The 20,825-nt window shown below is 38.3% G+C and carries 25 protein-coding genes, 1 tRNA gene and 1 other annotated feature; of the genes, 17 read left to right on the top strand and 9 right to left on the bottom strand.

Features of this window, described 5'->3' with window-relative positions; translation table 11 throughout:
• The first annotated feature begins 9 nt into the window (after positions 1-9).
• From lnt to ruvX, 4 genes are read left to right on the top strand one after another with little or no spacing between them, the layout of a single operon-like run.
• Positions 10-1,536: an apolipoprotein N-acyltransferase gene (lnt, locus tag AT683_RS03845; protein WP_080291958.1), complete on the top strand. Its 1,527-nt coding sequence runs from the start codon at positions 10-12 to the stop codon at positions 1,534-1,536.
• Between the two features lie 52 nt (positions 1,537-1,588).
• A complete protein-coding gene (rsmE, locus tag AT683_RS03840) occupies positions 1,589-2,326 on the top strand; it encodes a 16S rRNA (uracil(1498)-N(3))-methyltransferase (protein WP_038440782.1) in 738 nt (245 codons plus the stop codon).
• On the top strand, positions 2,323-2,883 hold the full coding sequence (locus AT683_RS03835) for a YqgE/AlgH family protein (protein ID WP_038440780.1): 561 nt from the start codon (positions 2,323-2,325) through the stop codon (positions 2,881-2,883). Before rsmE ends, AT683_RS03835 begins: the two co-directional genes overlap by 4 nt.
• Entirely contained in the window at positions 2,883-3,302 is a 420-nt protein-coding gene (ruvX, locus tag AT683_RS03830; protein ID WP_005648994.1) for a Holliday junction resolvase RuvX, read from the top strand. The genes AT683_RS03835 and ruvX overlap by 1 nt, the downstream gene beginning before the upstream one ends.
• Before the next feature lie 49 nt (positions 3,303-3,351).
• Here the strand turns inward: ruvX and rdgC are convergent, their stop codons facing one another.
• Positions 3,352-4,260: a recombination-associated protein RdgC gene (gene rdgC, locus AT683_RS03825; protein ID WP_050845967.1), complete on the bottom strand. Its 909-nt coding sequence runs from the start codon at positions 4,258-4,260 to the stop codon at positions 3,352-3,354.
• A gap of 65 nt (positions 4,261-4,325) precedes the next feature.
• On the opposite strand from rdgC, the gene proC reads away from it, so the two are divergent.
• The 4 genes from proC (at position 4,326) to AT683_RS03805 (ending at position 7,691) form a co-directional block, all read left to right on the top strand.
• Entirely contained in the window at positions 4,326-5,141 is an 816-nt protein-coding gene (proC, locus tag AT683_RS03820; RefSeq protein WP_038440778.1) for a pyrroline-5-carboxylate reductase, read from the top strand.
• Positions 5,141-6,307 (top strand): 3-phenylpropionate MFS transporter, encoded by a 1,167-nt coding sequence (locus AT683_RS03815; RefSeq protein WP_011271980.1) that lies wholly within the window; start codon positions 5,141-5,143, stop codon positions 6,305-6,307. Before proC ends, AT683_RS03815 begins: the two co-directional genes overlap by 1 nt.
• Before the next feature lie 30 nt (positions 6,308-6,337).
• Positions 6,338-7,231: a site-specific tyrosine recombinase XerD gene (xerD, locus tag AT683_RS03810; protein ID WP_011271981.1), complete on the top strand. Its 894-nt coding sequence runs from the start codon at positions 6,338-6,340 to the stop codon at positions 7,229-7,231.
• Between the two features lie 172 nt (positions 7,232-7,403).
• Positions 7,404-7,691, top strand: a complete 288-nt coding sequence (locus tag AT683_RS03805; protein ID WP_011271982.1) for a DUF5339 domain-containing protein — start codon at positions 7,404-7,406, stop codon at positions 7,689-7,691.
• Between the two features lie 51 nt (positions 7,692-7,742).
• On the opposite strand, the gene ruvB is transcribed toward AT683_RS03805, so the two are convergent.
• From ruvB to aspS, 6 genes are all read right to left on the bottom strand, one after another.
• Positions 7,743-8,750 carry a Holliday junction branch migration DNA helicase RuvB gene (gene ruvB / locus AT683_RS03800; protein ID WP_038440776.1) on the bottom strand — a complete coding sequence of 336 codons (1,008 nt, stop codon included), beginning with the start codon at positions 8,748-8,750 and terminating at the stop codon, positions 7,743-7,745.
• A gap of 7 nt (positions 8,751-8,757) precedes the next feature.
• Positions 8,758-9,372, bottom strand: a complete 615-nt coding sequence (gene ruvA / locus AT683_RS03795) for a Holliday junction branch migration protein RuvA (RefSeq protein WP_038440774.1) — start codon at positions 9,370-9,372, stop codon at positions 8,758-8,760.
• 62 nt (positions 9,373-9,434) lie between these two features.
• Positions 9,435-10,007: a crossover junction endodeoxyribonuclease RuvC gene (gene ruvC, locus AT683_RS03790; RefSeq protein ID WP_011271984.1), complete on the bottom strand. Its 573-nt coding sequence runs from the start codon at positions 10,005-10,007 to the stop codon at positions 9,435-9,437.
• A 46-nt stretch (positions 10,008-10,053) separates the two neighbouring features.
• The gene (locus AT683_RS03785) at positions 10,054-10,794 is read right to left on the bottom strand and encodes a YebC/PmpR family DNA-binding transcriptional regulator (protein WP_005649034.1); all 741 of its coding nucleotides are present in this window, start codon (positions 10,792-10,794) and stop codon (positions 10,054-10,056) included.
• 11 nt (positions 10,795-10,805) lie between these two features.
• Positions 10,806-11,279 carry a dihydroneopterin triphosphate diphosphatase gene (nudB, locus tag AT683_RS03780; protein ID WP_011271985.1) on the bottom strand — a complete coding sequence of 158 codons (474 nt, stop codon included), beginning with the start codon at positions 11,277-11,279 and terminating at the stop codon, positions 10,806-10,808.
• 21 nt (positions 11,280-11,300) lie between these two features.
• Complete coding sequence (aspS, locus tag AT683_RS03775; protein WP_011271986.1) at positions 11,301-13,067, bottom strand: aspartate--tRNA ligase; 1,767 nt, start codon at positions 13,065-13,067, stop codon at positions 11,301-11,303.
• 218 nt (positions 13,068-13,285) lie between these two features.
• Between aspS and AT683_RS03770 the strand changes: the two genes are divergently transcribed.
• The 8 genes from AT683_RS03770 (at position 13,286) to priC (ending at position 18,835) form a co-directional block, all read left to right on the top strand.
• Positions 13,286-13,804, top strand: a complete 519-nt coding sequence (locus AT683_RS03770; protein WP_005649040.1) for an isoprenylcysteine carboxyl methyltransferase family protein — start codon at positions 13,286-13,288, stop codon at positions 13,802-13,804.
• A gap of 52 nt (positions 13,805-13,856) precedes the next feature.
• A complete protein-coding gene (gene cmoA, locus AT683_RS03765) occupies positions 13,857-14,582 on the top strand; it encodes a carboxy-S-adenosyl-L-methionine synthase CmoA (protein ID WP_011271987.1) in 726 nt (241 codons plus the stop codon).
• A gap of 92 nt (positions 14,583-14,674) precedes the next feature.
• Positions 14,675-14,911, top strand: a complete 237-nt coding sequence (locus AT683_RS03760; protein ID WP_005649046.1) for an antitoxin — start codon at positions 14,675-14,677, stop codon at positions 14,909-14,911.
• On the top strand, positions 14,908-15,312 hold the full coding sequence (locus AT683_RS03755; protein ID WP_005649049.1) for a type II toxin-antitoxin system VapC family toxin: 405 nt from the start codon (positions 14,908-14,910) through the stop codon (positions 15,310-15,312). Before AT683_RS03760 ends, AT683_RS03755 begins: the two co-directional genes overlap by 4 nt.
• Before the next feature lie 66 nt (positions 15,313-15,378).
• Complete coding sequence (gene gloA, locus AT683_RS03750; protein ID WP_005688980.1) at positions 15,379-15,786, top strand: lactoylglutathione lyase; 408 nt, start codon at positions 15,379-15,381, stop codon at positions 15,784-15,786.
• A 73-nt stretch (positions 15,787-15,859) separates the two neighbouring features.
• Positions 15,860-16,549 (top strand): ribonuclease T, encoded by a 690-nt coding sequence (gene rnt, locus AT683_RS03745; RefSeq protein ID WP_011271988.1) that lies wholly within the window; start codon positions 15,860-15,862, stop codon positions 16,547-16,549.
• Positions 16,550-16,643: 94 nt separating this feature from the next.
• Positions 16,644-16,765: a sequence feature (His leader region), on the top strand.
• A gap of 97 nt (positions 16,766-16,862) precedes the next feature.
• Positions 16,863-18,215, top strand: a complete 1,353-nt coding sequence (locus tag AT683_RS03740; protein ID WP_005694344.1) for a Na+/H+ antiporter family protein — start codon at positions 16,863-16,865, stop codon at positions 18,213-18,215.
• A 32-nt stretch (positions 18,216-18,247) separates the two neighbouring features.
• The gene (priC, locus tag AT683_RS03735) at positions 18,248-18,835 is read left to right on the top strand and encodes a primosomal replication protein PriC (RefSeq protein ID WP_005654063.1); all 588 of its coding nucleotides are present in this window, start codon (positions 18,248-18,250) and stop codon (positions 18,833-18,835) included.
• A gap of 50 nt (positions 18,836-18,885) precedes the next feature.
• On the opposite strand, the gene AT683_RS03730 is transcribed toward priC, so the two are convergent.
• Together AT683_RS03730 and efp are read right to left on the bottom strand one after the other, a co-directional pair.
• A tRNA-Ser gene (locus AT683_RS03730) sits at positions 18,886-18,975 on the bottom strand.
• Positions 18,976-19,185: 210 nt separating this feature from the next.
• Positions 19,186-19,752, bottom strand: coding sequence for an elongation factor P (gene efp, locus AT683_RS03725; protein WP_005544066.1), 567 nt, complete (start codon positions 19,750-19,752; stop codon positions 19,186-19,188).
• Between the two features lie 37 nt (positions 19,753-19,789).
• Here efp and epmB point away from each other — a divergent pair, with 37 nt between their 5' ends.
• Entirely contained in the window at positions 19,790-20,806 is a 1,017-nt protein-coding gene (gene epmB, locus AT683_RS03720) for an EF-P beta-lysylation protein EpmB (protein ID WP_005691796.1), read from the top strand.
• Positions 20,807-20,825 lie beyond the last annotated feature (19 nt).

Raw genomic sequence — 20,825 nt, 5'->3', positions numbered from 1 at the left:
ATTAAATTTATGAATAAATATTTTACTTATCTTATTGCGATTATATCAGGTTTACTCGGCGTTTTTGCCTTTTCGCCATTTGATTATTGGCCTTTAGCCTATGTTTCTTTACTCGGTTTACTTTATGTCGCTAAAAATCCTAAAAAATCCACCGCACTTTTATCCACTTTCTTGTGGGCGATGGGATTTTTCTGCTTTGGAGTAAGTTGGCTTAATGTCAGCATTCATCAATTTGGTGGTGCGTCTTTAGGGGTAAGTTATTTCCTTGTCGGTTTACTTGCGGCTTATCTTGCACTATATCCAATGCTATTTACCTATTTGGTTCAGCGTTTCAAAGTGCAAAGTGCGGTAATTTTTGCCGTGATTTGGACATTGACAGAATTTTTACGGGGTTGGATTTTTACTGGTTTTCCTTGGCTTCAATTTGGTTATACACAAATTGACAGCCCATTTTATGGCATTGCCCCTATTTTTGGCGTAACAGGATTAACGTTCTTTACTGTTTGGGCAAGTGCGGTAATTTTTAATCTCGTTTCCTCTTTGTTTAAAACGAAAAACCTTAAATTAGTTTTAGCGAATGCTTTGTTATTGATCATCGTGGGGGGATTAAGTGCTTATTCATCCCAAATTCACTTTGTAAAATCTGTTGAAGATAAGGCAATTTCAGTCACGCTTGCGCAAGGTAATATTGAACAAAATCTTAAATGGGATCCTAATTATTTCTATTCTACTTTGGCGATTTATCAAAAATTAATCACAGAAAATCTTGGTAAAACCGATTTAATTATTTTGCCTGAATCAGCTTTGCCAACGCTTGAAAATGCGATTACGCCATTTTTTGAGGGATTAGAGCTTGCAGCTAAAGAAACGAAAACGGAAATTATGGTTGGAACTGTATTCCAAGATACGAAATCTGGTAAGTTATTAAATTCAATTATGACTGCAGGAAACCCAGATTTTCCTTATCAACCAAATACGCAAAATCGTTATAATAAACATCATCTTGTGCCTTTCGGGGAATATGTTCCGCTAGAAAGTATTTTGCGACCACTTAATTCAGTGTTTAATTTACCAATGTCAGCATTTCAAAGTGGAGAGGCTGTTCAACCCTCTTTAATCGCAAAAAAACGTGCTTTTTCGCCAGCAATTTGTTATGAAATTATTTTCGGCGAGCAAGTGCGACAAAATTTGAAACAAGATACGGATTATTTGCTCACGTTATCTAATGATGCGTGGTTTGGCGATTCTATCGGGCCTTGGCAACATTTACAGATGGCAAGAATGCGTGCTTTAGAGTTAGGCAAACCGCTTATTCGTGCAACGAATACGGGGATTTCAGTTTTCGTTGATGCGCAAGGTAAGGTATTAGCGCAGGCACCACAATTTATTGAAACAACTTTGACTTATAAGATTGCACCTACAGAAGGCAAAACCCCTTATTCTGTATTAGGAAATATGCCTTTGTATGCTTTGTCTTTATTGTTTTTACTCTTGCACAGTATGATGGCGTTTATTCGTCGTAAGATGAATATCTGACAAAAACACCAGTTAAAATGACCGCACTTTTTCATTCATATAAATAAACATTATGCGCATACCAAGAATTTATCATCCAATATCCCTTGAAAATCAAACTCAATGTCTTCTTTCGGAAGACGCGGCAAACCACGTTGCTCGAGTATTAAGAATGACAGAAGGCGAACAGCTTGAACTCTTTGATGGTTCTAATCATATTTATCCAGCAAAAATTATTGAGTCAAATAAAAAGTCCGTAAAAGTAGAGATTTTGGGGCGTGAGCTTGCGGATAAAGAATCCCATTTAAAAATCCATTTAGGACAAGTGATTTCTCGCGGAGAACGAATGGAATTTACTATTCAAAAATCCGTAGAATTAGGGGTAAATGTGATTACGCCATTATGGTCAGAACGCTGTGGCGTAAAACTTGACGCAGAGCGGATGGATAAAAAAATCCAACAATGGCAAAAAATTGCGATTGCAGCTTGTGAGCAATGCGGTCGTAATAGCGTGCCAGAAATTCGTCCATTGATGAAATTGCAAGATTGGTGTGCAGAAAATGATGGCGCATTGAAATTGAATTTACATCCACGCGCGCACTATTCTATTAAAACCTTACCGACTATTCCTGCTGAGGGTGTTCGTTTATTAATTGGCTCGGAAGGTGGATTATCAGCACAAGAAATTGCCCAAACTGAACAGCAAGGATTTACAGAAATTTTATTAGGAAAACGTGTTTTACGCACTGAAACTGCATCACTTGCAGCGATAAGTGCATTGCAAATTTGTTTTGGGGATTTAGGCGAATGATGGAATTACAAGGAAAATTTTTGATCGCAATGCCACATTTAGACGATTATTTTAATCGCACGGTGGTGTTTATGTGTGAGCATAATGAACAGGGTTCAATGGGTTTGGTAATTAATCAGCCGACAGATTTAAGCATTGCGGAACTTTATTCAAAACTCAATTTTATGATGAAAAATGACCGCACTTTTGGTAATGAAATGGTGGTTGCGGGTGGCCCTGTGCATACAGAAAGAGGGTTTATTTTACATAAGAATACGCTTAATGCTTTTCAACATACTTACAAAGTCACAGAGGAACTTTCAATGACAACCTCCGCTGATGTGGTGGAAACGCTAGGTTCAACTTTTGCGCCTGAAAAATATCTTGTTGCGCTAGGATGTTCAAGCTGGGAGGCTGGTCAATTAGAAAAAGAAATCAGAGATAATGCGTGGTTGGTGGTGTCATCTAACGATCAAATTTTATTTGATATGCCCTATGAAGATCGTTATGCTGCAGCCAATCAGTTACTTGGTATTCATCCTTATAATTTTGCGTTAGCACAAGTAGGGCATAGTTAATGGGAATTACCGCTCTGGCTTTTGATTTTGGCACTAAAAGTATCGGTTGTGCCATAGGACAAAGTATTACTGGTACAGCACAGGCCTTACCCGCTTTTAAGGCGCAAGATGGCATCCCAAATTGGGAAGCGATCGAAAAATGTTTGAAAGAATGGAAACCAGATGTTGTCATTGTTGGTCTTCCTTTAAATATGGACGGAACAGAACAAGATCTCACTCTACGTGCTCGTAAATTTGCAAATCGTTTACAAGGTCGTTTTGGCGTTAATGTTCATTTACAAGATGAACGATTAACCACCACGCAAGCTCGTAGTGAGATTTTTGAACGTGGTGGTTTTAAAGCATTAAAAAAAGGCAAAATCGATGGAGTGTCAGCTTGTTTAATTTTAGAGAGCTGGTTTGAATACGCTGAATATTAGATTCACATTGTAAAAATAAACTTCATGTTAGAATGATTAAAGTGCGATTTTATAATCTCGCTTTTTCGCCACCAAATTCATCTAATAAATTTTCGGTGAGTTTGGCTAAAATACCAGTCATCAGTACAAAATCTGCATCGAAACGCTGTGCAAAATCTTCTTTCAGAATATCATCATTTTTTTCCCGTACAGTATCTGCAAATTTTAAACGTTTGATTGTGCAATCCTCGTTAAAAACGAAAGTTAAGGTATCCTCCCATTCTAAGGCTAATTTACTTACTACTTTTTTGCCATCTTGCAGAAGAGCGAGAATTTCTTCATTTTCTAAAGGTTGTTTTTTACAACGAATAACGCTGTCTTCCTGACTGCCACGAAGCTCGGCTTCTTCTAATGCAAGTAACCAATGCGGTAAAGTATCTTGAAGGATCCAATTGGTTAAAATCGTGCTGGGTTCATTAGCAAAGGCTAAAGGCACGACAGGGAGCGAACCTAAGGATTTCCGCAGTAATGCAAGCGCATCTTCCGCGCGTTTACTTGATGCGGCATCAACATGAACAAGATTATTTTCCGTATCAATCCATAGCGCCGTATGCTGATTTTTACTAAACGCACGAGGCAATAAATTCATAACAACATCATCTTTTAATGTTTGTTTTTCTACCTTTTTAAGTTTGCGGTTTTCTTTTTGTTCGAGGCTTTCAATGCGGTCATCTAATTCACGTTTGACCACATTTGCCGGCAAGATTTTTTCTTCTTTTTTGGCGATTAATAGAATTTGTTTTCCAACAGAAAAATAGAGTAAATCAGAACCTCTTAATGGCGCAGACCAACCAAATTTACTTTGATCTTGAGCACCGCAAGGATGAAATTGACAATCTTCCAGTTGAGTTTGTAGCTGTGCAAGATCCCAATCTAGCACTTTAGTCAGTCTATAAGTCATTAAATTTTTGAACCACATCGTAACACTTCCTTCAATATAGGGTAGAATGTGCGGTATTATAGCCCATAAAAGTAGGAAAAACGATGCAACACAAATTGATTGCCTTTATTGGTGGCGGCAATATGGCACAAGCTATTATTCTTGGATTATTGAAACAAGGTTATCCTGCCGAGCAAATTATTGTGAATGATCCAAATGAAGAAAAAAGAGCATTTTTTGCCAATCTTGGCATGGCAACTTCAGAAAATAATGTGGAAAGCGTAATTAAAGCGGAAGTTGTGTTGCTTGCGGTAAAACCTCAAATGATGGCTGAAGTTTGTTCGCCACTAAGTGCGGTGGATTTTTCCGACAAATTATTAATTTCCATTGCTGCGGGCATTTCAACTGAATGCTTGAACGCATTAATTCCAAGCGTAAAATCGATAGTGCGCGTCATGCCAAATACGCCAGCATTAGTGGGCGAAGGCATGGCGGGGTTGTTTGCACCGAAAAATACGAGTGAAAATTACCGCACTTTTTCACAAGATTTATTGGGAGCAGTGGGAAGAACGGTTTGGGTGGATGATGAAACTCAAATGCACGCAGTCACTGCCGCGTCAGGAAGTAGTCCAGCCTATTTCTTTTTAATGCTGGAAGCGATGCAACAAGCCTTAATCAAAATGAATATAGATGAAAAAACTGCGCGTGAATTAGTGCAGCAATCTATGCTTGGTACAGCCAAAATGGTGATAGAAAATCCGCAAATTGCACTTTCAACTTTGCGTGAAAATGTTACCTCGAAAGGTGGCACCACTGCGGCAGCGTTAGCAGTATTTGACGCACAACATTTTAATCAAACAATAGAGCAAGCTATGCAGGCTTGTTTGTCTCGTTCACAAGAAATGGAAACTTTATTCTGATGCAAGTTCGTCCTTTTTATTGGCTCGCACTGAGCTTTCTAGGTTACTACTGCGCTTATGGCGTATTTTTGCCTTTCTTTCCCGCATGGTTAAAATCACAACAATATGGGGAGGAAATGATTGGTTTGGTTATCGGCAGTGCTTATATTTTCCGATTTGCGGGCGGATTATTTTTTTCATCGCTGATTAAAAAAGCCAATCATATTATTATTTCCTTACGCCTATTGGCGTTAGCATCGGCAATTATTATGGCGGCTATGAGTTTAGTTGCGCATAATTTTTGGTTGTTGTTTATTGCTATCGGTTTGTATGCTTCTGTGAATTCAGCAGGAATGCCGATTGGGGATTCGTTGGCATCCACTTGGCAACGCCAAATCGGCTTGGATTACGGCAAAGTCCGTTTGATTGGTTCTGCTGCTTTTATTCTTGGTGTAGTAGTATTTGGTGGCATGATTGGCTGGGTTGGCGAGCAAAATATCGTGTGGATTTTAACCGCACTTTTATCTTTCTATACCATCATTCAGCTTTTAAAACCGACCATTCCCCCAAAAGATGAAATACCTGAAGGTGGCGTTCAAAATGATGTTGGTTTTATTGCTTTACTGAAAAATCCGATGACATTACGAGTCATGGTTGCAGTAGGGCTGATTCAAGGCTCTCATGCGGCTTATTATGTTTACAGCACGATTTATTGGACAAGTATTGGGATCTCCGTTTCTCAAACTAGCTTACTTTGGGGCATTGGCGTATTAGCGGAAATTGTATTATTTTTCTTCTCTCGTCGTTTATTTCAAAATATTTCTATCAGCGTACTGCTTTATATTTCTGCGCTTGCGTGCATCGGACGCTGGGCTGTAATAGGATATATTGACGATTTCTGGTTGATATTCTTATTGCAACTTATACACAGTTTAACCTATGCCGTTTGCCATTATGCGATTGTTCGCTATATCACCACGCAACCGCAAAGCCATATTGCGAAGTTACAAGGTTTGTATAATGGTTTATCCAATGGTGTGCTCATTGCTATTTTCACTGCGATTGCTGGCATGATTTATCCAACGTCGCCAGCGATGACATTTGTATTTATGAGTATCATTGCAGCTGCAGCATTTTTTGTGATTCCACGCAAGTTAAATGCCTTTTTGATTGTTCAGCATAAATAGGACGTATCGCTTTCCTTTTAAAAAAGTAATATGAAAAATCTTGCGCTCATTGATTTGTTTCTTAACGAATATTGGATTGAAAAAGGGCTTTCAGAAAATACTGTTCAATCTTATCGTTTGGATTTAACCGCACTTTGTGATTGGTTGGATAAAAACGACTTGTCTTTGGAAACTTTAGATGCTGTTGATTTGCAAGGTTTTCTAGGAGAGCGTTTGGAGAAAGGTTACAAAGCCACGAGCACCGCACGAATGTTAAGTGCAATGCGTAAACTTTTCCAATATTTATATCGGGAAAAATATCGAGTGGATGATCCAAGTGCGGTGCTAAGTTCGCCTAAATTACCCAGTCGCTTGCCAAAATATTTAACCGAGCAACAAGTGTCAGATTTGCTCAATACGCCAGATGTTAAAGTCCCTTTGGAATTGCGTGATAAAGCAATGTTAGAGTTGCTTTATGCGACGGGGCTTCGTGTAACAGAGTTAGTTTCGCTTACGATTGAAAACATGAGCGTGCAACAAGGCGTGGTGCGAGTGATTGGTAAAGGGAACAAGGAACGTATTGTGCCAATGGGGGAAGAAGCTGCTTATTGGGTTCGTCAATTTATGCTTTATGGTCGTCCTGTGCTATTAAATGGGCAGAGTTCTGATGTTGTGTTTCCAAGTCAGCGCGCACAGCAAATGACTCGTCAAACTTTCTGGCATCGTGTAAAACATTATGCCATTCTCGCGGATATTGATGCTGATGCACTTTCCCCTCACGTTCTTCGCCATGCTTTTGCCACCCATTTAGTAAATCACGGTGCGGATTTACGCGTGGTGCAAATGTTGTTGGGTCATACAGATTTATCTACAACACAGATTTATACTCACGTGGCAAAAGAAAGATTGAAACGATTGCATGAAAGATTTCATCCTAGAGGATAATTTCGGGGTAAATTTTTATAGTTTTAAAGATTGATTGTGGATTTCTTATTGATTAATTAATTTGACACGCATCACAAATTTTGAATAAAAAATTAGACAGCTCAAGCATATTTTGCTATCTTGCGAAGAATTTCGACATTTGTTCTATCGAAAAGTAATTTTGGATTCTAAAATGAAAAAAATCACGCTTTTTTTTACCGCACTTTTATGCTTATTTTCAACTTCTGTTTTAGCCGAACCTAATTCAATACCTAAACAATGTGAACAACTATTTAAAGAAACAGAGAATTTGATTGCCCAAGCAGAAAAACAACCTGGAACCCACATTCAAGTAAATAAAATCAAAAGTAAACTAAACCAAAGCAAACAACAAATTCTTCAAATGGAATTAGCGACTCAGTTAAAAAGTTGTGAAGTGGGTTTAGCAAAATTAAGTAACTTGAAAAGTTATAGTGAGTAATTAAAAAAGCCTTATTGAGTACAATAAGGCTTTTTTAGTGGTTAAATTTATCTAGTCTGATAATTTCTGCAAACCAAAATGACGATAAGTTTGCGATGTTGCAATACGGCCACGCGGCGTTCTTTGTAGAAACCCCTGTTGAATCAAATAAGGCTCTAAAACATCTTCAATGGTATCACGTTCTTCGCCAATTGCAGCAGCAAGATTATCTAGCCCCACAGGGCCACCATCAAAACGCTCAATAACTGCAGACAACAACTTTCTATCTAAATAATCAAATCCAGCATCGTCTACATCTAGCATTGAAAGCGCTTGTTTTGCCACATTTATAGAAATAATACCGCCATTACGTACATCTGCATAATCACGCACACGTCGTAATAAACGGTTTGCAATTCGAGGCGTGCCTCGTGAACGACGAGCCACCTCAAAAGCGGCTTGTTGTTCTAATTCAAGATTTAAACAGTCCGCACTTCTTGCAACGATAGATGTTAAATCTTCTACAGAATAGAATTCCAAACGTTGCACAATACCAAAACGATCACGCAATGGAGAAGTCAAAGAACCCGCTCTAGTGGTCGCACCAACCAAAGTAAAAGGGGGCAAATCTAATTTAATGGAACGAGCAGCGGGTCCTTCGCCAATCATAATATCCAACTGATAGTCTTCCATTGCTGGATAAAGGACTTCTTCAATAGCAGGGGAAAGTCGATGGATTTCATCAATAAATAACACATCATGCGGTTCAAGATTAGTAAGCATTGCAGCCAAATCGCCCGCTTTTTCTAATACAGGCCCTGACGTCGTACGAATATTCACGCCCATTTCATTTGCCACAATATTAGCAAGCGTTGTTTTTCCCAAGCCAGGAGGGCCAAAAATCAATAAATGATCTAAGGCATCTTGACGTAGTTTGGCTGCCTTGATGAAAATATCCATCTGCTCGCGTACTTGCGGCTGCCCAACATAATCTGCTAATAGTTTAGGACGAATAGCACGGTCGATAACATCTTCATCAAGCTTAGCTTGCCCGCTAATAATTCTATCTGCTTCAATCATATTTTTCCTACAATGCGGCTTTTAATGCTTCACGAATAACTTGTTCACTGGTTAATTCAGGTTTAGCAACGCATTTTACCATTTTTTCTGCTTCTGCAGGTTTATAACCTAAAGCAATCAAGGCTGAAATTGCTTCATCAGATGAACTTTCCGAGTGGGATTCAATAGATGGGGATAATGGAATATGCGTACTTTCTACAAAGAAATCGCTTTGTTTTACGCCTTTAAATTTACCTTTGAGTTCAACTAACAAACGTTCAGCTGTTTTTTTGCCAACACCTGGAATTTTAGTGAGTTTAGAAAGTTCTTCTCTCTCTATTGCATAGGCAAATTGTTCGACCGACATGGCGGATAAAATCGCTAAGGCTAATTTAGGCCCAACCCCATTTGTTTTAATTAATTCACGAAATAAAGTGCGGTCTGTTTTCTGGGCAAATCCAAAGAGTAAGTGAGCATCTTCACGAACAACAAGATGGGTGAATAAAGTTGTTTCTTGTCCAATTTCTGGTAAATCATAGAAACTCGTCATAGGCAAAAGCAATTCATAGCCTACGCCTTGCACATTGAGTAAAATTTCTGGAGGTTGTTTTTCTAAAAGAATGCCTTGTAAGCGACCGATCATAATTCTTCCGAATGATAAAAAAATTAACGCATAGAATAAAATAAAACTGGACGAACATCCAGTTAAATTTTTAATCTAAAGCGTCCTCGGCTATATCTGGTCTTTAAAAGTGCGGTCATTTTTTCTTGCGTTTCTGTCATTTTCACAGAATTGGCAATATGTAAAGAATGTTGAATAGAATGAGCGTGTGTAATCGCAATAGCCAACGCATCCGCGGCATCGGCTTGAGGTTTATCTGATAACTTCAAAATACGAGTCACCATTTCTTGCACTTGTACTTTATCAGCAGAACCAATGCCCACAACCGTTTGTTTTACTAAACGTGCGGCATATTCAAAAACAGGTAAATCATTATTTACCGCTGCAACAATCGCCGTGCCGCGAGCCTGCCCAAGTTTCAATGCTGAATCCGCATTCTTCGCCATAAACACTTGCTCAATCGCAAACATATTAGGTTGAAATTGCGTGATGATTTCAGTTACTCCAGCATAAATGCGTTTCAAACGGGTGGGTAAATCTTCAACTTGAGTACGAATTGCGCCACTACCGAGATATTCTAAATGTCTCCCTGTTTGGCGAATCACACCGTAACCCGTTACGCGAGAGCCGGGGTCAATACCTAAAATAATGCTCATAATTTCTATAAAAAATAGGTAATTAAATTACCCATTTATTGCATTATTAAAGTTGAGATGCCACTTCGTCACAGATTTCTCCGTTGTGATATACGTTTTGTACGTCATCACAATCTTCCAACATATCAATTAAACGAAGTAATTTTGGTGCAGTTTCAATATCAAGATCGACGGTTGTTGATGGAATCATCGTTACTTCAGCTTCTTGTACTTTAAAACCAGCTGCTTCAATGCCATCGCGCACTGAACCTAAATCTTCCCAAGCAGTATAGATTTCAAATGAACCATCATCTTGTGGTTGAATATCATCAGCACCCGCTTCGATTGCCGCTTCAGTTAAGGCATCTTCATCCGCTTCTGCGATTAAGATTAAACCTTTTTTGCTAAATAAATAACCCACAGAACCTTCTGTTCCCAAGTTACCACCACATTTAGTAAAACTTGGGCGTACTTGTGAGATCGTACGGTTTGCATTATCACTTAAACATTCCACCATAACCGCTGTACCGCCTGGGCCATAACCTTCATAGATTTTGGTTTCCATATTGGTATCATCGCCACCACCTACGCCACGATCAATAGCACGGTTGATAGTATCGCGCGTCATATTGTTGCTAAGTGCTTTATCTACTGCTGCACGTAAACGCGGGTTAGCACTCACATCGCCACCACCAATTTTAGCTGCGGTAACAAGTTCACGAATTAATTTAGTAAAAATTTTACCGCGTTGTGCATCTTGTGCTGCTTTGCGGTGTTTAATATTAGCCCACTTACTATGACCTGCCATTTTATTTCCTTCTATTTATCTTTAAGAATATATTTTCTAATTGCTTCCGCATTATTGGAAGATTTTGTCATTTGGATTGCTTGTTCAGGGGAAACCCATTGATATGCCAAATGCTCACTCAATACTGGAATAAATTCTTTTTCCGCCTCACACAAAAACAAATGTTCTTTGCAGTGAGTAATATTCGGTGCGTATTTATAGCGGAAATGTGGAAAAATTTCAAATTCTATGCTCTCATTGCAATCAAAAAGCGCGGTGGAATTTTCCGAAATTTCTAACCGCACTTCTTCCCATAGCTCACGAATTGCTGTTTTTTTTGGTGTCTCACCACTTTCAATGGTGCCAGTAACAGACTGCCAAAAATCAGGATCATCTTGGCGTTGGAGCATTAAAACTCGGTTTGTATTTTTAGCGTAAATTACAACAAGAACAGATTGATTATTTTTGTATTGCATCATTAAAAATGCGGTCAAATCTGACCGCACTTCATTCCTAATATTCCAAACTTATTCTGCTTTAACGACAGAAATTGCCAACTCTTCCAATGCTTGCGGATTTACAAAACTCGGGGCTTCCGTCATTAAGCACGCTGCTGCCGTGGTTTTCGGGAAGGCAATTACATCACGAATGTTTTCTGTTCCAGTTAAAAGCATGGTTAAACGGTCTAAACCGAATGCTAAACCAGCATGCGGTGGAGTACCGAATTTTAATGCATCTAATAAGAAACCGAATTTCTCGCGTTGTTGTTCTTCGTCAATACCAAGAATACGGAACACAGTTTGTTGCATTTTCGGATCAAAAATACGCACAGAACCACCACCCACTTCGTAGCCGTTGATGACCATATCGTAAGCATTGGCTACCGCACTTGTTGGATCAGCCTCTAATTGCTCTGGGCTGAAATCTTTTGGTGAAGTGAATGGATGGTGCATTGCTGCAAGATTACCTTCTTCATCACGTTCAAACATTGGGAAATCAATGACCCAAAGCGGTTGCCATTCGTCTAAACGAGTTAAGCCAAGATCACAACCTAATTTCAAACGTAACGCACCCATTGCATCAGTGGTCGTTTGCCATTTGTCTGCACCGAAGAATAAAATATCGCCAGTTTGTGCATTCACACGTTCTGCTAACGCTTTCCATACCTCTTCATTTAAGAATTTCGCAATCGGACTTTGCACGCCTTCAAGACCAGCATTAATATCGTTTACTTTTGCCCAAGCCAAACCTTTTGCACCGTAGATGCCTACAAATTGTGTATATTCATCAATTTGTTTACGAGTAATTTCTGCACCATTTGGTACTCGAATGACTGCAACACGGCCATTTGGATTGTTTGCTGGCTCATTAAATACTTTAAATTCAACATCTTTGACAATATCTGCTACATCTACCATTTCTAATGGATTACGCAAATCTGGCTTATCCGAACCAAAACGACGCATTGCTTCTTGCCAAGTCATCACTGGGAACTTACCTAAATCTACACCAATGGTATCAAGCCATAAGTCGTGCACCATACGTTCCATAATTTCGCGGACTTCTGGCGCAGTTAGGAAAGAAGTTTCCACATCGATTTGAGTAAACTCAGGCTGACGGTCTGCTCGCAAATCTTCATCACGGAAACATTTTACGATTTGATAATAGCGGTCAAAACCAGACATCATTAAAAGCTGTTTGAAAAGCTGTGGTGATTGCGGCAATGCATAGAATTTGCCTTTATGCACACGGCTTGGCACTAAATAGTCGCGCGCGCCTTCTGGCGTTGCTTTGGTAAGCATTGGAGTTTCAATATCAAGGAAACCATTATCATCCATAAAGCGACGCACAAAGCTGGTGATTTTTGCACGGGTTTTCAAACGCTGCGCCATTTCAGGACGACGTAAATCTAAATAACGGTATTTTAAACGTTGTTCTTCGGTGTTATTTTGGTTGAAGTCTAATGGTAAAACATCAGAAGCATTGTAGATGCGTAATTCTTTCGCTAACACTTCCACTTCGCCCGTAGCCATATTTTTATTGATTTGGTTTTCAGGACGCGCAATCACTTCACCTTTAATTTGAATACAGAATTCATTACGTAACCCAGCAGCCGCTGTCAATGCATCTTGATATTTAGGATCAAAACAAACTTGCACAATGCCATCACGATCGCGCATATCAATAAAAATCAAGCCACCTAAATCACGACGGCGATGAACCCAACCGCTTAATGTTACGTCTTGTCCGATATTGTTACGGTTTAATGCTCCGCAATAATGTGTACGCATCATTTCAAAATCCTTTGTACTCTTTTAATTATGCTCAAAAATCTGTCGCAATTATAGCGGAAAACCAAGAGAGATAAAAAGGTTATTTATGCTGACAAATCAATCAAAAAAGCAAAGAAAAGTAATAAATGTTCAAAATAAAGGCTTTTTTGTGCCATATCATCAGATTTTTTGTTATATTATGCGGCTTGTTGAGATTAAATTACGTTAAGGATAACCACATGTTATTTATCAATATTACTTTTGCCTGTATTTTAGCGATCCGTTTTTACAGTCTGTCTATTTCAATTCGTCATGAAAAAGCACTCATTGCAAAGGGTGCAATACAGTATGGTAAACGCAATTCCACACTGTTGTCCATTGCCCATGTTGCATTTTATTTTGCGGCGATCATTGAGGCTAATAAGCAAAACCTGTCATTTAATAGCACTTCACAAATAGGGTTGGCGATTTTAATTTTTGCTATTGCAATGCTATTTTATGTGATTTATGAGCTAAAAGAGATTTGGACAGTAAAAATTTATATTTTACCAGAACATCAAATTAATCGCTCTTTCTTGTTTAAATACGTACGTCACCCAAATTATTTCTTAAACATTATTCCCGAATTAATTGGTTTATCGCTTTTCTGTCAGGCTAAATATACCGCATTGGTTGGACTACCTATTTATTTGCTTATCTTAGCCGTGCGTATTAAACAAGAAGAGAGTGCCATGTCGCATTTATTTCCTAAATCATAATTTATAAATTTCTTCTAGAATAACGACTCTTTCTCTCTGCCTTTAACACATTATGGTAAAAGATACTCTATTTTCTACCCCCATTGCTAAATTGGGGGATTTCATCTTTGACGAGAACGTTGCTGAAGTCTTTCCAGATATGATTCAACGTTCCGTGCCTGGCTATTCCAACATTATTACGGCAATCGGTATGCTGGCAGAACGTTTCGTCACGGCTGATAGTAACGTTTATGATCTAGGTTGCTCACGAGGAGCTGCCACACTTTCTGCACGTCGAAATATTCATCAACCCAACGTAAAAATTATTGGTATCGATAATTCTCAACCGATGGTTGAACGTTGTCGCCAACATATTGCGGCATATCATAGTGAGGTACCTGTAGAAATTCTCTGTGACGATATTCGCCACGTTGAAATTAAAAATGCCTCAATGGTCATTCTCAACTTCACCTTGCAATTTTTACCGCCTGAAGATCGCGTGGCATTGCTCACGAAGATTTATGAAGGATTAAATCCAAATGGCGTATTAGTACTTTCTGAAAAATTCCGTTTTGAAGATACTAAAATTGATCATTTACTCATTGACTTGCACCACCAATTCAAGCGAGCCAATGGTTATAGCGAATTAGAAGTGAGCCAAAAACGCACCGCACTTGAAAATGTGATGCGTACAGATTCTATTGAGACACACAAAGTGCGGTTAAAAAACGTAGGATTTTCACAAGTAGAACTTTGGTTCCAATGCTTTAATTTTGGCTCGATGATTGCGGTTAAATAAAACAACGGTAATTTGATCTTCTTGCTTGCATACAGCAATTGAAATGATTAGTATATACTTATTAAATACATAGTATATACGAGAGGGTAAATATGCTTACTAAAGTGTTTCAAAGTGGTAACAGCCAAGCTGTTCGGATCCCGATGGACTTTCGTTTTGACGTCGATACCGTAGAAATTTTCCGAAAGGAAAATGGGGATGTGGTATTACGCCCAGTTTCTAAAAAAACAGATGATTTTCTTGCGTTATTTGAAGGATTTGATGAGACCTTTATTCAAGCACTTGAAGCGCGTGATGATTTACCGCCTCAGGAGCGAGAAAATTTATGATTTATATGTTAGACACCAATATCATTATTTATTTAATGAAAAATCGCCCCAAAATTATTGCCGAACGAGTATCACAATTATTGCCTAATGATCGCTTAGTTATGAGCTTTATTACTTATGCTGAACTTATTAAAGGCGCCTTTGGTAGTCAAAATTATGAGCAATCAATACGAGCAATAGAATTACTTACTGAACGAGTGAATGTACTATATCCCAATGAACAAATCTGTTTACATTATGGCAAATGGGCAAATACACTCAAAAAACAAGGGCGACCTATCGGAAATAATGATCTATGGATCGCTTGTCACGCATTGAGTTTAAATGCCGTTCTTATTACACATAATGTAAAAGAATTTCAGCGAATTACAGATCTTCAGTGGCAAGATTGGACAAAATAGATAATTCTGATTTTTTATTTTACTTATGACATAATCTGTTTAACTCAACTAAAAAAGGACAAACCAATGCAAATTTTACACACTATGTTACGCGTGGGCGATTTAGATCGTTCAATCAAATTTTATCAAGATGTTTTAGGTATGCGTTTATTACGCACCAGTGAAAATCCAGAATACAAATATACGCTGGCTTTTTTAGGTTACGAAGATGGCGAAAGTGCGGCAGAAATTGAATTAACATACAACTGGGGCGTAGATAAATATGAACATGGCACAGCATATGGACATATCGCTATCGGCGTAGATGATATTTATGCCACTTGTGAAGCCGTTCGCGCGAGCGGTGGTAACGTTACTCGCGAAGCAGGGCCAGTGAAAGGTGGATCAACCGTCATTGCTTTTGTTGAAGATCCAGATGGTTATAAAATTGAATTTATCGAAAACAAAAGTACTAAATCTGGTTTAGGCAACTAAAGTGCGGTCAATTTTTATTGTATTTTTAATAACGTAGGGATTCCTACGTTATTTTATTTTTAAGAGATAGATTATGTCCGATTCTCAAGAAATCCCTTATCACAACCAATTAAAAAATCGCTTTCGTGGCTATTTCCCCGTCATTATTGATGTTGAAACTGCAGGTTTTGATGCAAAAAAAGATGCGTTACTCGAACTAGCCGCCATCACATTAAAAATGGATGAAAACGGTTATTTGCATCCTGATCAGAAATGCCATTTTCATATCAAGCCTTTTGAAGGCGCAAATATTAATCCAGAATCCTTGAAATTTAATGGTATTGATATTCACAATCCACTACGTGGCGCGGTGTCTGAACTTGATGCAATCACGGGATTATTTCAAATGGTGCGTCGAGGACAAAAAGATGCAGATTGCCAACGTTCTATCATTGTGGCGCACAATGCCACTTTTGACCAAAGTTTTGTGATGGCTGCCGCTGAACGTACTGGCGTAAAGCGTAATCCCTTCCACCCTTTTGGCATGTTTGATACCGCAAGTTTAGCAGGATTGATGTTTGGTCAGACTGTTCTCGTTAAAGCCTGTCAAGCCGCAAAAATTCCTTTTGATGGTAAACAAGCCCATTCAGCGTTATATGATACCGAACGCACGGCGAAATTATTCTGCTATATGGTCAATCATTTAAAAGATTTAGGTGGTTTCCCACATATTGCTTCTGAACTAGAACAGGAAAAAACAACTGAAAAAGAGACCGCACTTTAAGAAAAATAAAAAACTGGTTGCAATCGTTTTATTTTTCCAGTAGTTTAAAAGCAATTCTTATTTGGAGATAAAAAATGAACATTATCCGTCGTCACCATCATCACCATTCAACTGAATAATCTTTCAGGTTTTTGGTGTGCTTGGAAGATTTCTTCCGAGCTGACAGGATAATAAAAATCTTACCCCTCGGAAGGCAACTTTCGAGGGGTTTTGTTTTATTTACGATATAGGAGGCATTAATTTAGCGTTATTCTTTATTCAATAAAAATTTTAAAGTAAAGTATTTATCATTTAATTTACAAGGAAAAACACAATGTTATCAAACCCTGTTGTTATCTCAATCATCGTTTTGCTGGCACTTAGTTTGCTACGCATCAACGTTATTATCGCACTGGTGATTGCTGCGCTTACCGCAGGATTTATCGGTGATTTAGGTTTAACTAAAACCATCGAAACCTTTACAGGCGGCTTAGGTGGCGGTGCTGAAGTCGCAATGAACTATGCAATACTTGGAGCGTTCGCCATTGCTATTTCTAAATCAGGAATTACTGATTTAATCGCTTATAAAATCATCACAAAAATGAATAAAACACCAACTGCTGGCAATTTAACTTGGTTTAAATATTTCATTTTTGCGGTATTGGCATTGTTTGCCATCTCCTCTCAAAACTTACTTCCAGTGCATATTGCTTTTATTCCAATCGTTGTACCACCACTACTTTCAATCTTTAACCGTTTAAAAATTGACCGCCGTGCAGTAGCTTGCGTACTTACATTTGGTTTAACTGCTACCTATATATTATTACCAGTAGGCTTTGGAAAAATCTTTATTGAAAGTATTTTAGTTAAAAACATTAATCAAGCTGGCGCAACCTTAGGTTTACAAACAAATGTAGCACAAGTTTCTTTAGCAATGTTGTTACCTGTTATTGGAATGATTTTAGGCTTACTCACAGCCATATTTATTACCTACCGTAAACCACGTGAATACAATATCAATGTTGAAGAGGCAACAACTAAAGATATTGAAGCTCACATTGCTAATATTAAACCAAAACAAATTGTTGCAAGTTTAATCGCGATTGTCGCGACCTTCGCAACACAATTAGTCACAAGTTCAACTATCATTGGCGGTTTAATTGGCTTAATTATTTTCGTACTATGTGGCATTTTCAAACTAAAAGAAAGCAACGATATTTTTCAACAAGGCTTGCGCTTAATGGCAATGATTGGCTTTGTAATGATTGCTGCTTCAGGTTTTGCAAATGTGATTAATGCCACCACTGGCGTAACAGATTTAGTACAAAGCCTAAGTTCTGGTGTTGTGCAAAGTAAAGGTATTGCCGCATTATTAATGCTTGTCGTTGGTTTATTAATTACAATGGGTATTGGCTCATCATTCTCTACAGTACCGATTATTACATCAATTTACGTACCACTCTGTTTATCTTTTGGTTTTTCTCCATTAGCGACAATTTCTATTGTAGGCGTAGCAGCGGCTTTAGGAGATGCAGGTTCGCCCGCATCAGACTCAACATTAGGCCCAACATCTGGCTTGAATATGGATGGCAAACACGATCACATTTGGGATTCTGTTGTACCTACCTTTATTCACTATAATATTCCATTATTGGTATTCGGCTGGATTGCAGCAATGTACCTTTAACGATTATAATCCCCCACTTGGGGGATTTTTTTATGACTGTTCAACAACTTATCCAACGCTTAGATCAAAAAGTTCAACAACTTTATCAAGCTCATTTATCCAAACGAGAAGAAAAAATCTTCGCCAAATTTGACCGCACTTTATTTAGTGAAAATGGACAAAATGTTTCCTTTTATCTAAAAGAAATCAATCAAACGCTAGATAGAATAAAGACATTAGAGTCTAACGATTCTAATCACTATAATTTTCTAGCTGAGCGTTTACTCGCCCAATGTTCCGTTCTTTCGGAAGCTTTAGTTCGCAAAAATACTCATCTAACTGAATCCCAAACAACAACGAAACAAACCATTCAAAAATCTCAACATAGCATTCATAAATTACCACCAAGAGAACGCCTAGAAAAATATTACGAAGCACGAGAACAATTGAATAATCTTTATCGACAGCATAAAGATTTAGCACAAGCTGAAAAAAATAATGATGAGAAAATACGTTATGCTCAACTTGCAGAAGTTTATAAAAAACGCCAGCAAAAATGCCAAGATGCAATCGATCTTTTAGAAGAATATTTGGTGTTTAAAGAAGAAGTGGAAAACCGTGAAAATACGGAAAACAAATGATTAGAAATAAAAAACTAATTCTTCCGAATTAGTTAGCTCGTAAAAATTGATGGCGGAGGAATAGGGATTCGAACCCTAGGAGGGCGTAAACCCTCGCCGGTTTTCAAGACCGGTGCCTTCAACCACTCGACCATTCCTCCGTGATTTAACGAGCGTGAATAATACGTTCTCTAATAAAAACCGTCAAGTAGAAATAATCTCATTTTTATCAAGTGATTATTTTTACCACAGCTTATAAAAAATGCCTTTCCTATTTATGAACGGAAAGGCATTTTTGTTGAATGAATTTCAGTGCTTTTTATTACTACAATATATCGCAGAAATTAACCGCACTTTTGTCATCTAAACAATTATTTTACGCGAGAGACGTATTCGCCAGAGCGGGTATCAACTCTGATAACTTCGCCGATTTGGACGAAAAGCGGCACTTTTACAACTGCGCCTGTGCTTAATGTTGCAGGTTTACCGCCAGTGCCTGCGGTATCGCCTTTAAGACCTGGGTCTGTATCGACGATTTCTAATTCAACAAAGTTTGGTGGCGTAACAGTAATTGGTGCGCCATTCCATAAAGTCACGATACAATCTGCTTGGTCTAATAACCATTTTTCTGCATCGCCTACGGCTTTTGCATCTGCAGAGTACTGTTCAAATGTTTCTGGGTGCATAAAGTACCAGAATGCATCGTCTTTGTATGAATAAGTTAAGTTAAGATCCATAACATCAGCTGCTTCAACCGAAGTGCCAGATTTAAAGTTTACGTCTAATACTTTGCCTGAAATTAATTTACGAATACGAGTACGAGTGAATGCCTGACCTTTGCCTGGTTTTACAAATTCATTTTCAACGATGACACAAGGCTCGCCGTCTTGCATAAATTTTAGACCTGGTTTGAAATCACTGGTAGTATATGTAGCCATATTTGAAATATCCTAAAAATGAGAGATGGTTTGAAAAGTGCGTATTTTACCCCAAGAACCCGTCATTAGAGAAGAACAAAATTGGCTCACAATTCTAAAAAATGCCATTTCAGATCCTAAATTATTACTAAAAGCCTTAAATTTACCAGAAGATGATTTTGAGCAATCCATTGCTGCGCGGAAACTTTTTTCGCTCCGCGTGCCACAACCTTTCATTGATAAAATAGAAAAAGGTAATCCGCAAGATCCCCTTTTCTTGCAAGTGATGTGTTCTGATTTAGAGTTTGTGCAAGCGGAGGGATTTAGTACGGATCCCTTAGAAGAAAAAAATGCCAATGCGGTGCCAAATATTCTTCATAAATATAGAAATCGCTTGCTCTTTATGGCAAAAGGCGGTTGTGCGGTGAATTGTCGTTATTGCTTTCGCCGACATTTTCCTTACGATGAAAACCCAGGAAATAAAAAAAGCTGGCAACTGGCGTTAGATTACATTGCGGCACATTCTGAAATAGAAGAAGTGATTTTTTCAGGTGGCGATCCTTTAATGGCGAAAGATCACGAATTAGCGTGGTTAATAAAACATTTGGAAAATATACCGCACTTACAACGTTTGCGTATTCACACCCGTTTGCCTGTTGTGATTCCGCAACGGATTACTGATGAATTTTGCACTTTATTAGCAGAAACTCGTTTGCAAACAGTTATGGTGACACACATTAATCACCCGAATGAAATTGATCAAATTTTTGCTCATGCGATGCAAAAATTAAACGCCGTGAATGTCACGCTTTTGAATCAATCTGTTTTGCTAAAAGGCGTGAATGATGATGCGCAAATTCTAAAAATATTGAGCGATAAACTTTTTCAAACAGGCATTTTGCCTTATTACTTGCATTTGCTGGATAAAGTTCAAGGGGCGAGCCATTTTTTGATTAGCGATATTGAAGCTATGCAAATCTATAAAACCTTGCAATCTCTGACTTCTGGCTATCTTGTTCCTAAACTTGCACGAGAAATTGCGGGCGAGCCAAATAAGACTTTATACGCAGAATAAGATCCGATAAAATACACAT

The sequence above is a fragment of the Haemophilus influenzae genome, from assembly GCF_001457655.1.
GTDB classification, from domain to species: Bacteria; Pseudomonadota; Gammaproteobacteria; order Enterobacterales; family Pasteurellaceae; genus Haemophilus; species Haemophilus influenzae.
The sequence above is the reverse complement of the archived record's forward strand: the minus strand, read 5'-3'. Positions and strand labels throughout refer to the sequence as shown.

Bases quoted from the DNA above. Each gene is read 5' to 3' on its own strand.
- lnt (WP_080291958.1), top strand. From the start codon at position 10: ATGAATAAATATTTTACTTATCTTATTGCGATTATATCAGGTTTACTC.
- rsmE (WP_038440782.1), top strand. From the start codon at position 1,589: ATGCGCATACCAAGAATTTATCATCCAATATCCCTTGAAAATCAAACT.
- AT683_RS03835 (WP_038440780.1), top strand. From the start codon at position 2,323: ATGATGGAATTACAAGGAAAATTTTTGATCGCAATGCCACATTTAGAC.
- ruvX (WP_005648994.1), top strand. From the start codon at position 2,883: ATGGGAATTACCGCTCTGGCTTTTGATTTTGGCACTAAAAGTATCGGT.
- rdgC (WP_050845967.1), bottom strand. From the start codon at position 4,260: ATGTGGTTCAAAAATTTAATGACTTATAGACTGACTAAAGTGCTAGAT.
- proC (WP_038440778.1), top strand. From the start codon at position 4,326: ATGCAACACAAATTGATTGCCTTTATTGGTGGCGGCAATATGGCACAA.
- AT683_RS03815 (WP_011271980.1), top strand. From the start codon at position 5,141: ATGCAAGTTCGTCCTTTTTATTGGCTCGCACTGAGCTTTCTAGGTTAC.
- xerD (WP_011271981.1), top strand. From the start codon at position 6,338: ATGAAAAATCTTGCGCTCATTGATTTGTTTCTTAACGAATATTGGATT.
- AT683_RS03805 (WP_011271982.1), top strand. From the start codon at position 7,404: ATGAAAAAAATCACGCTTTTTTTTACCGCACTTTTATGCTTATTTTCA.
- ruvB (WP_038440776.1), bottom strand. From the start codon at position 8,750: ATGATTGAAGCAGATAGAATTATTAGCGGGCAAGCTAAGCTTGATGAA.
- ruvA (WP_038440774.1), bottom strand. From the start codon at position 9,372: ATGATCGGTCGCTTACAAGGCATTCTTTTAGAAAAACAACCTCCAGAA.
- ruvC (WP_011271984.1), bottom strand. From the start codon at position 10,007: ATGAGCATTATTTTAGGTATTGACCCCGGCTCTCGCGTAACGGGTTAC.
- AT683_RS03785 (WP_005649034.1), bottom strand. From the start codon at position 10,794: ATGGCAGGTCATAGTAAGTGGGCTAATATTAAACACCGCAAAGCAGCA.
- aspS (WP_011271986.1), bottom strand. From the start codon at position 13,067: ATGATGCGTACACATTATTGCGGAGCATTAAACCGTAACAATATCGGA.
- AT683_RS03770 (WP_005649040.1), top strand. From the start codon at position 13,286: ATGTTATTTATCAATATTACTTTTGCCTGTATTTTAGCGATCCGTTTT.
- cmoA (WP_011271987.1), top strand. From the start codon at position 13,857: ATGGTAAAAGATACTCTATTTTCTACCCCCATTGCTAAATTGGGGGAT.
- AT683_RS03760 (WP_005649046.1), top strand. From the start codon at position 14,675: ATGCTTACTAAAGTGTTTCAAAGTGGTAACAGCCAAGCTGTTCGGATC.
- AT683_RS03755 (WP_005649049.1), top strand. From the start codon at position 14,908: ATGATTTATATGTTAGACACCAATATCATTATTTATTTAATGAAAAAT.
- gloA (WP_005688980.1), top strand. From the start codon at position 15,379: ATGCAAATTTTACACACTATGTTACGCGTGGGCGATTTAGATCGTTCA.
- rnt (WP_011271988.1), top strand. From the start codon at position 15,860: ATGTCCGATTCTCAAGAAATCCCTTATCACAACCAATTAAAAAATCGC.
- AT683_RS03740 (WP_005694344.1), top strand. From the start codon at position 16,863: ATGTTATCAAACCCTGTTGTTATCTCAATCATCGTTTTGCTGGCACTT.
- priC (WP_005654063.1), top strand. From the start codon at position 18,248: ATGACTGTTCAACAACTTATCCAACGCTTAGATCAAAAAGTTCAACAA.
- efp (WP_005544066.1), bottom strand. From the start codon at position 19,752: ATGGCTACATATACTACCAGTGATTTCAAACCAGGTCTAAAATTTATG.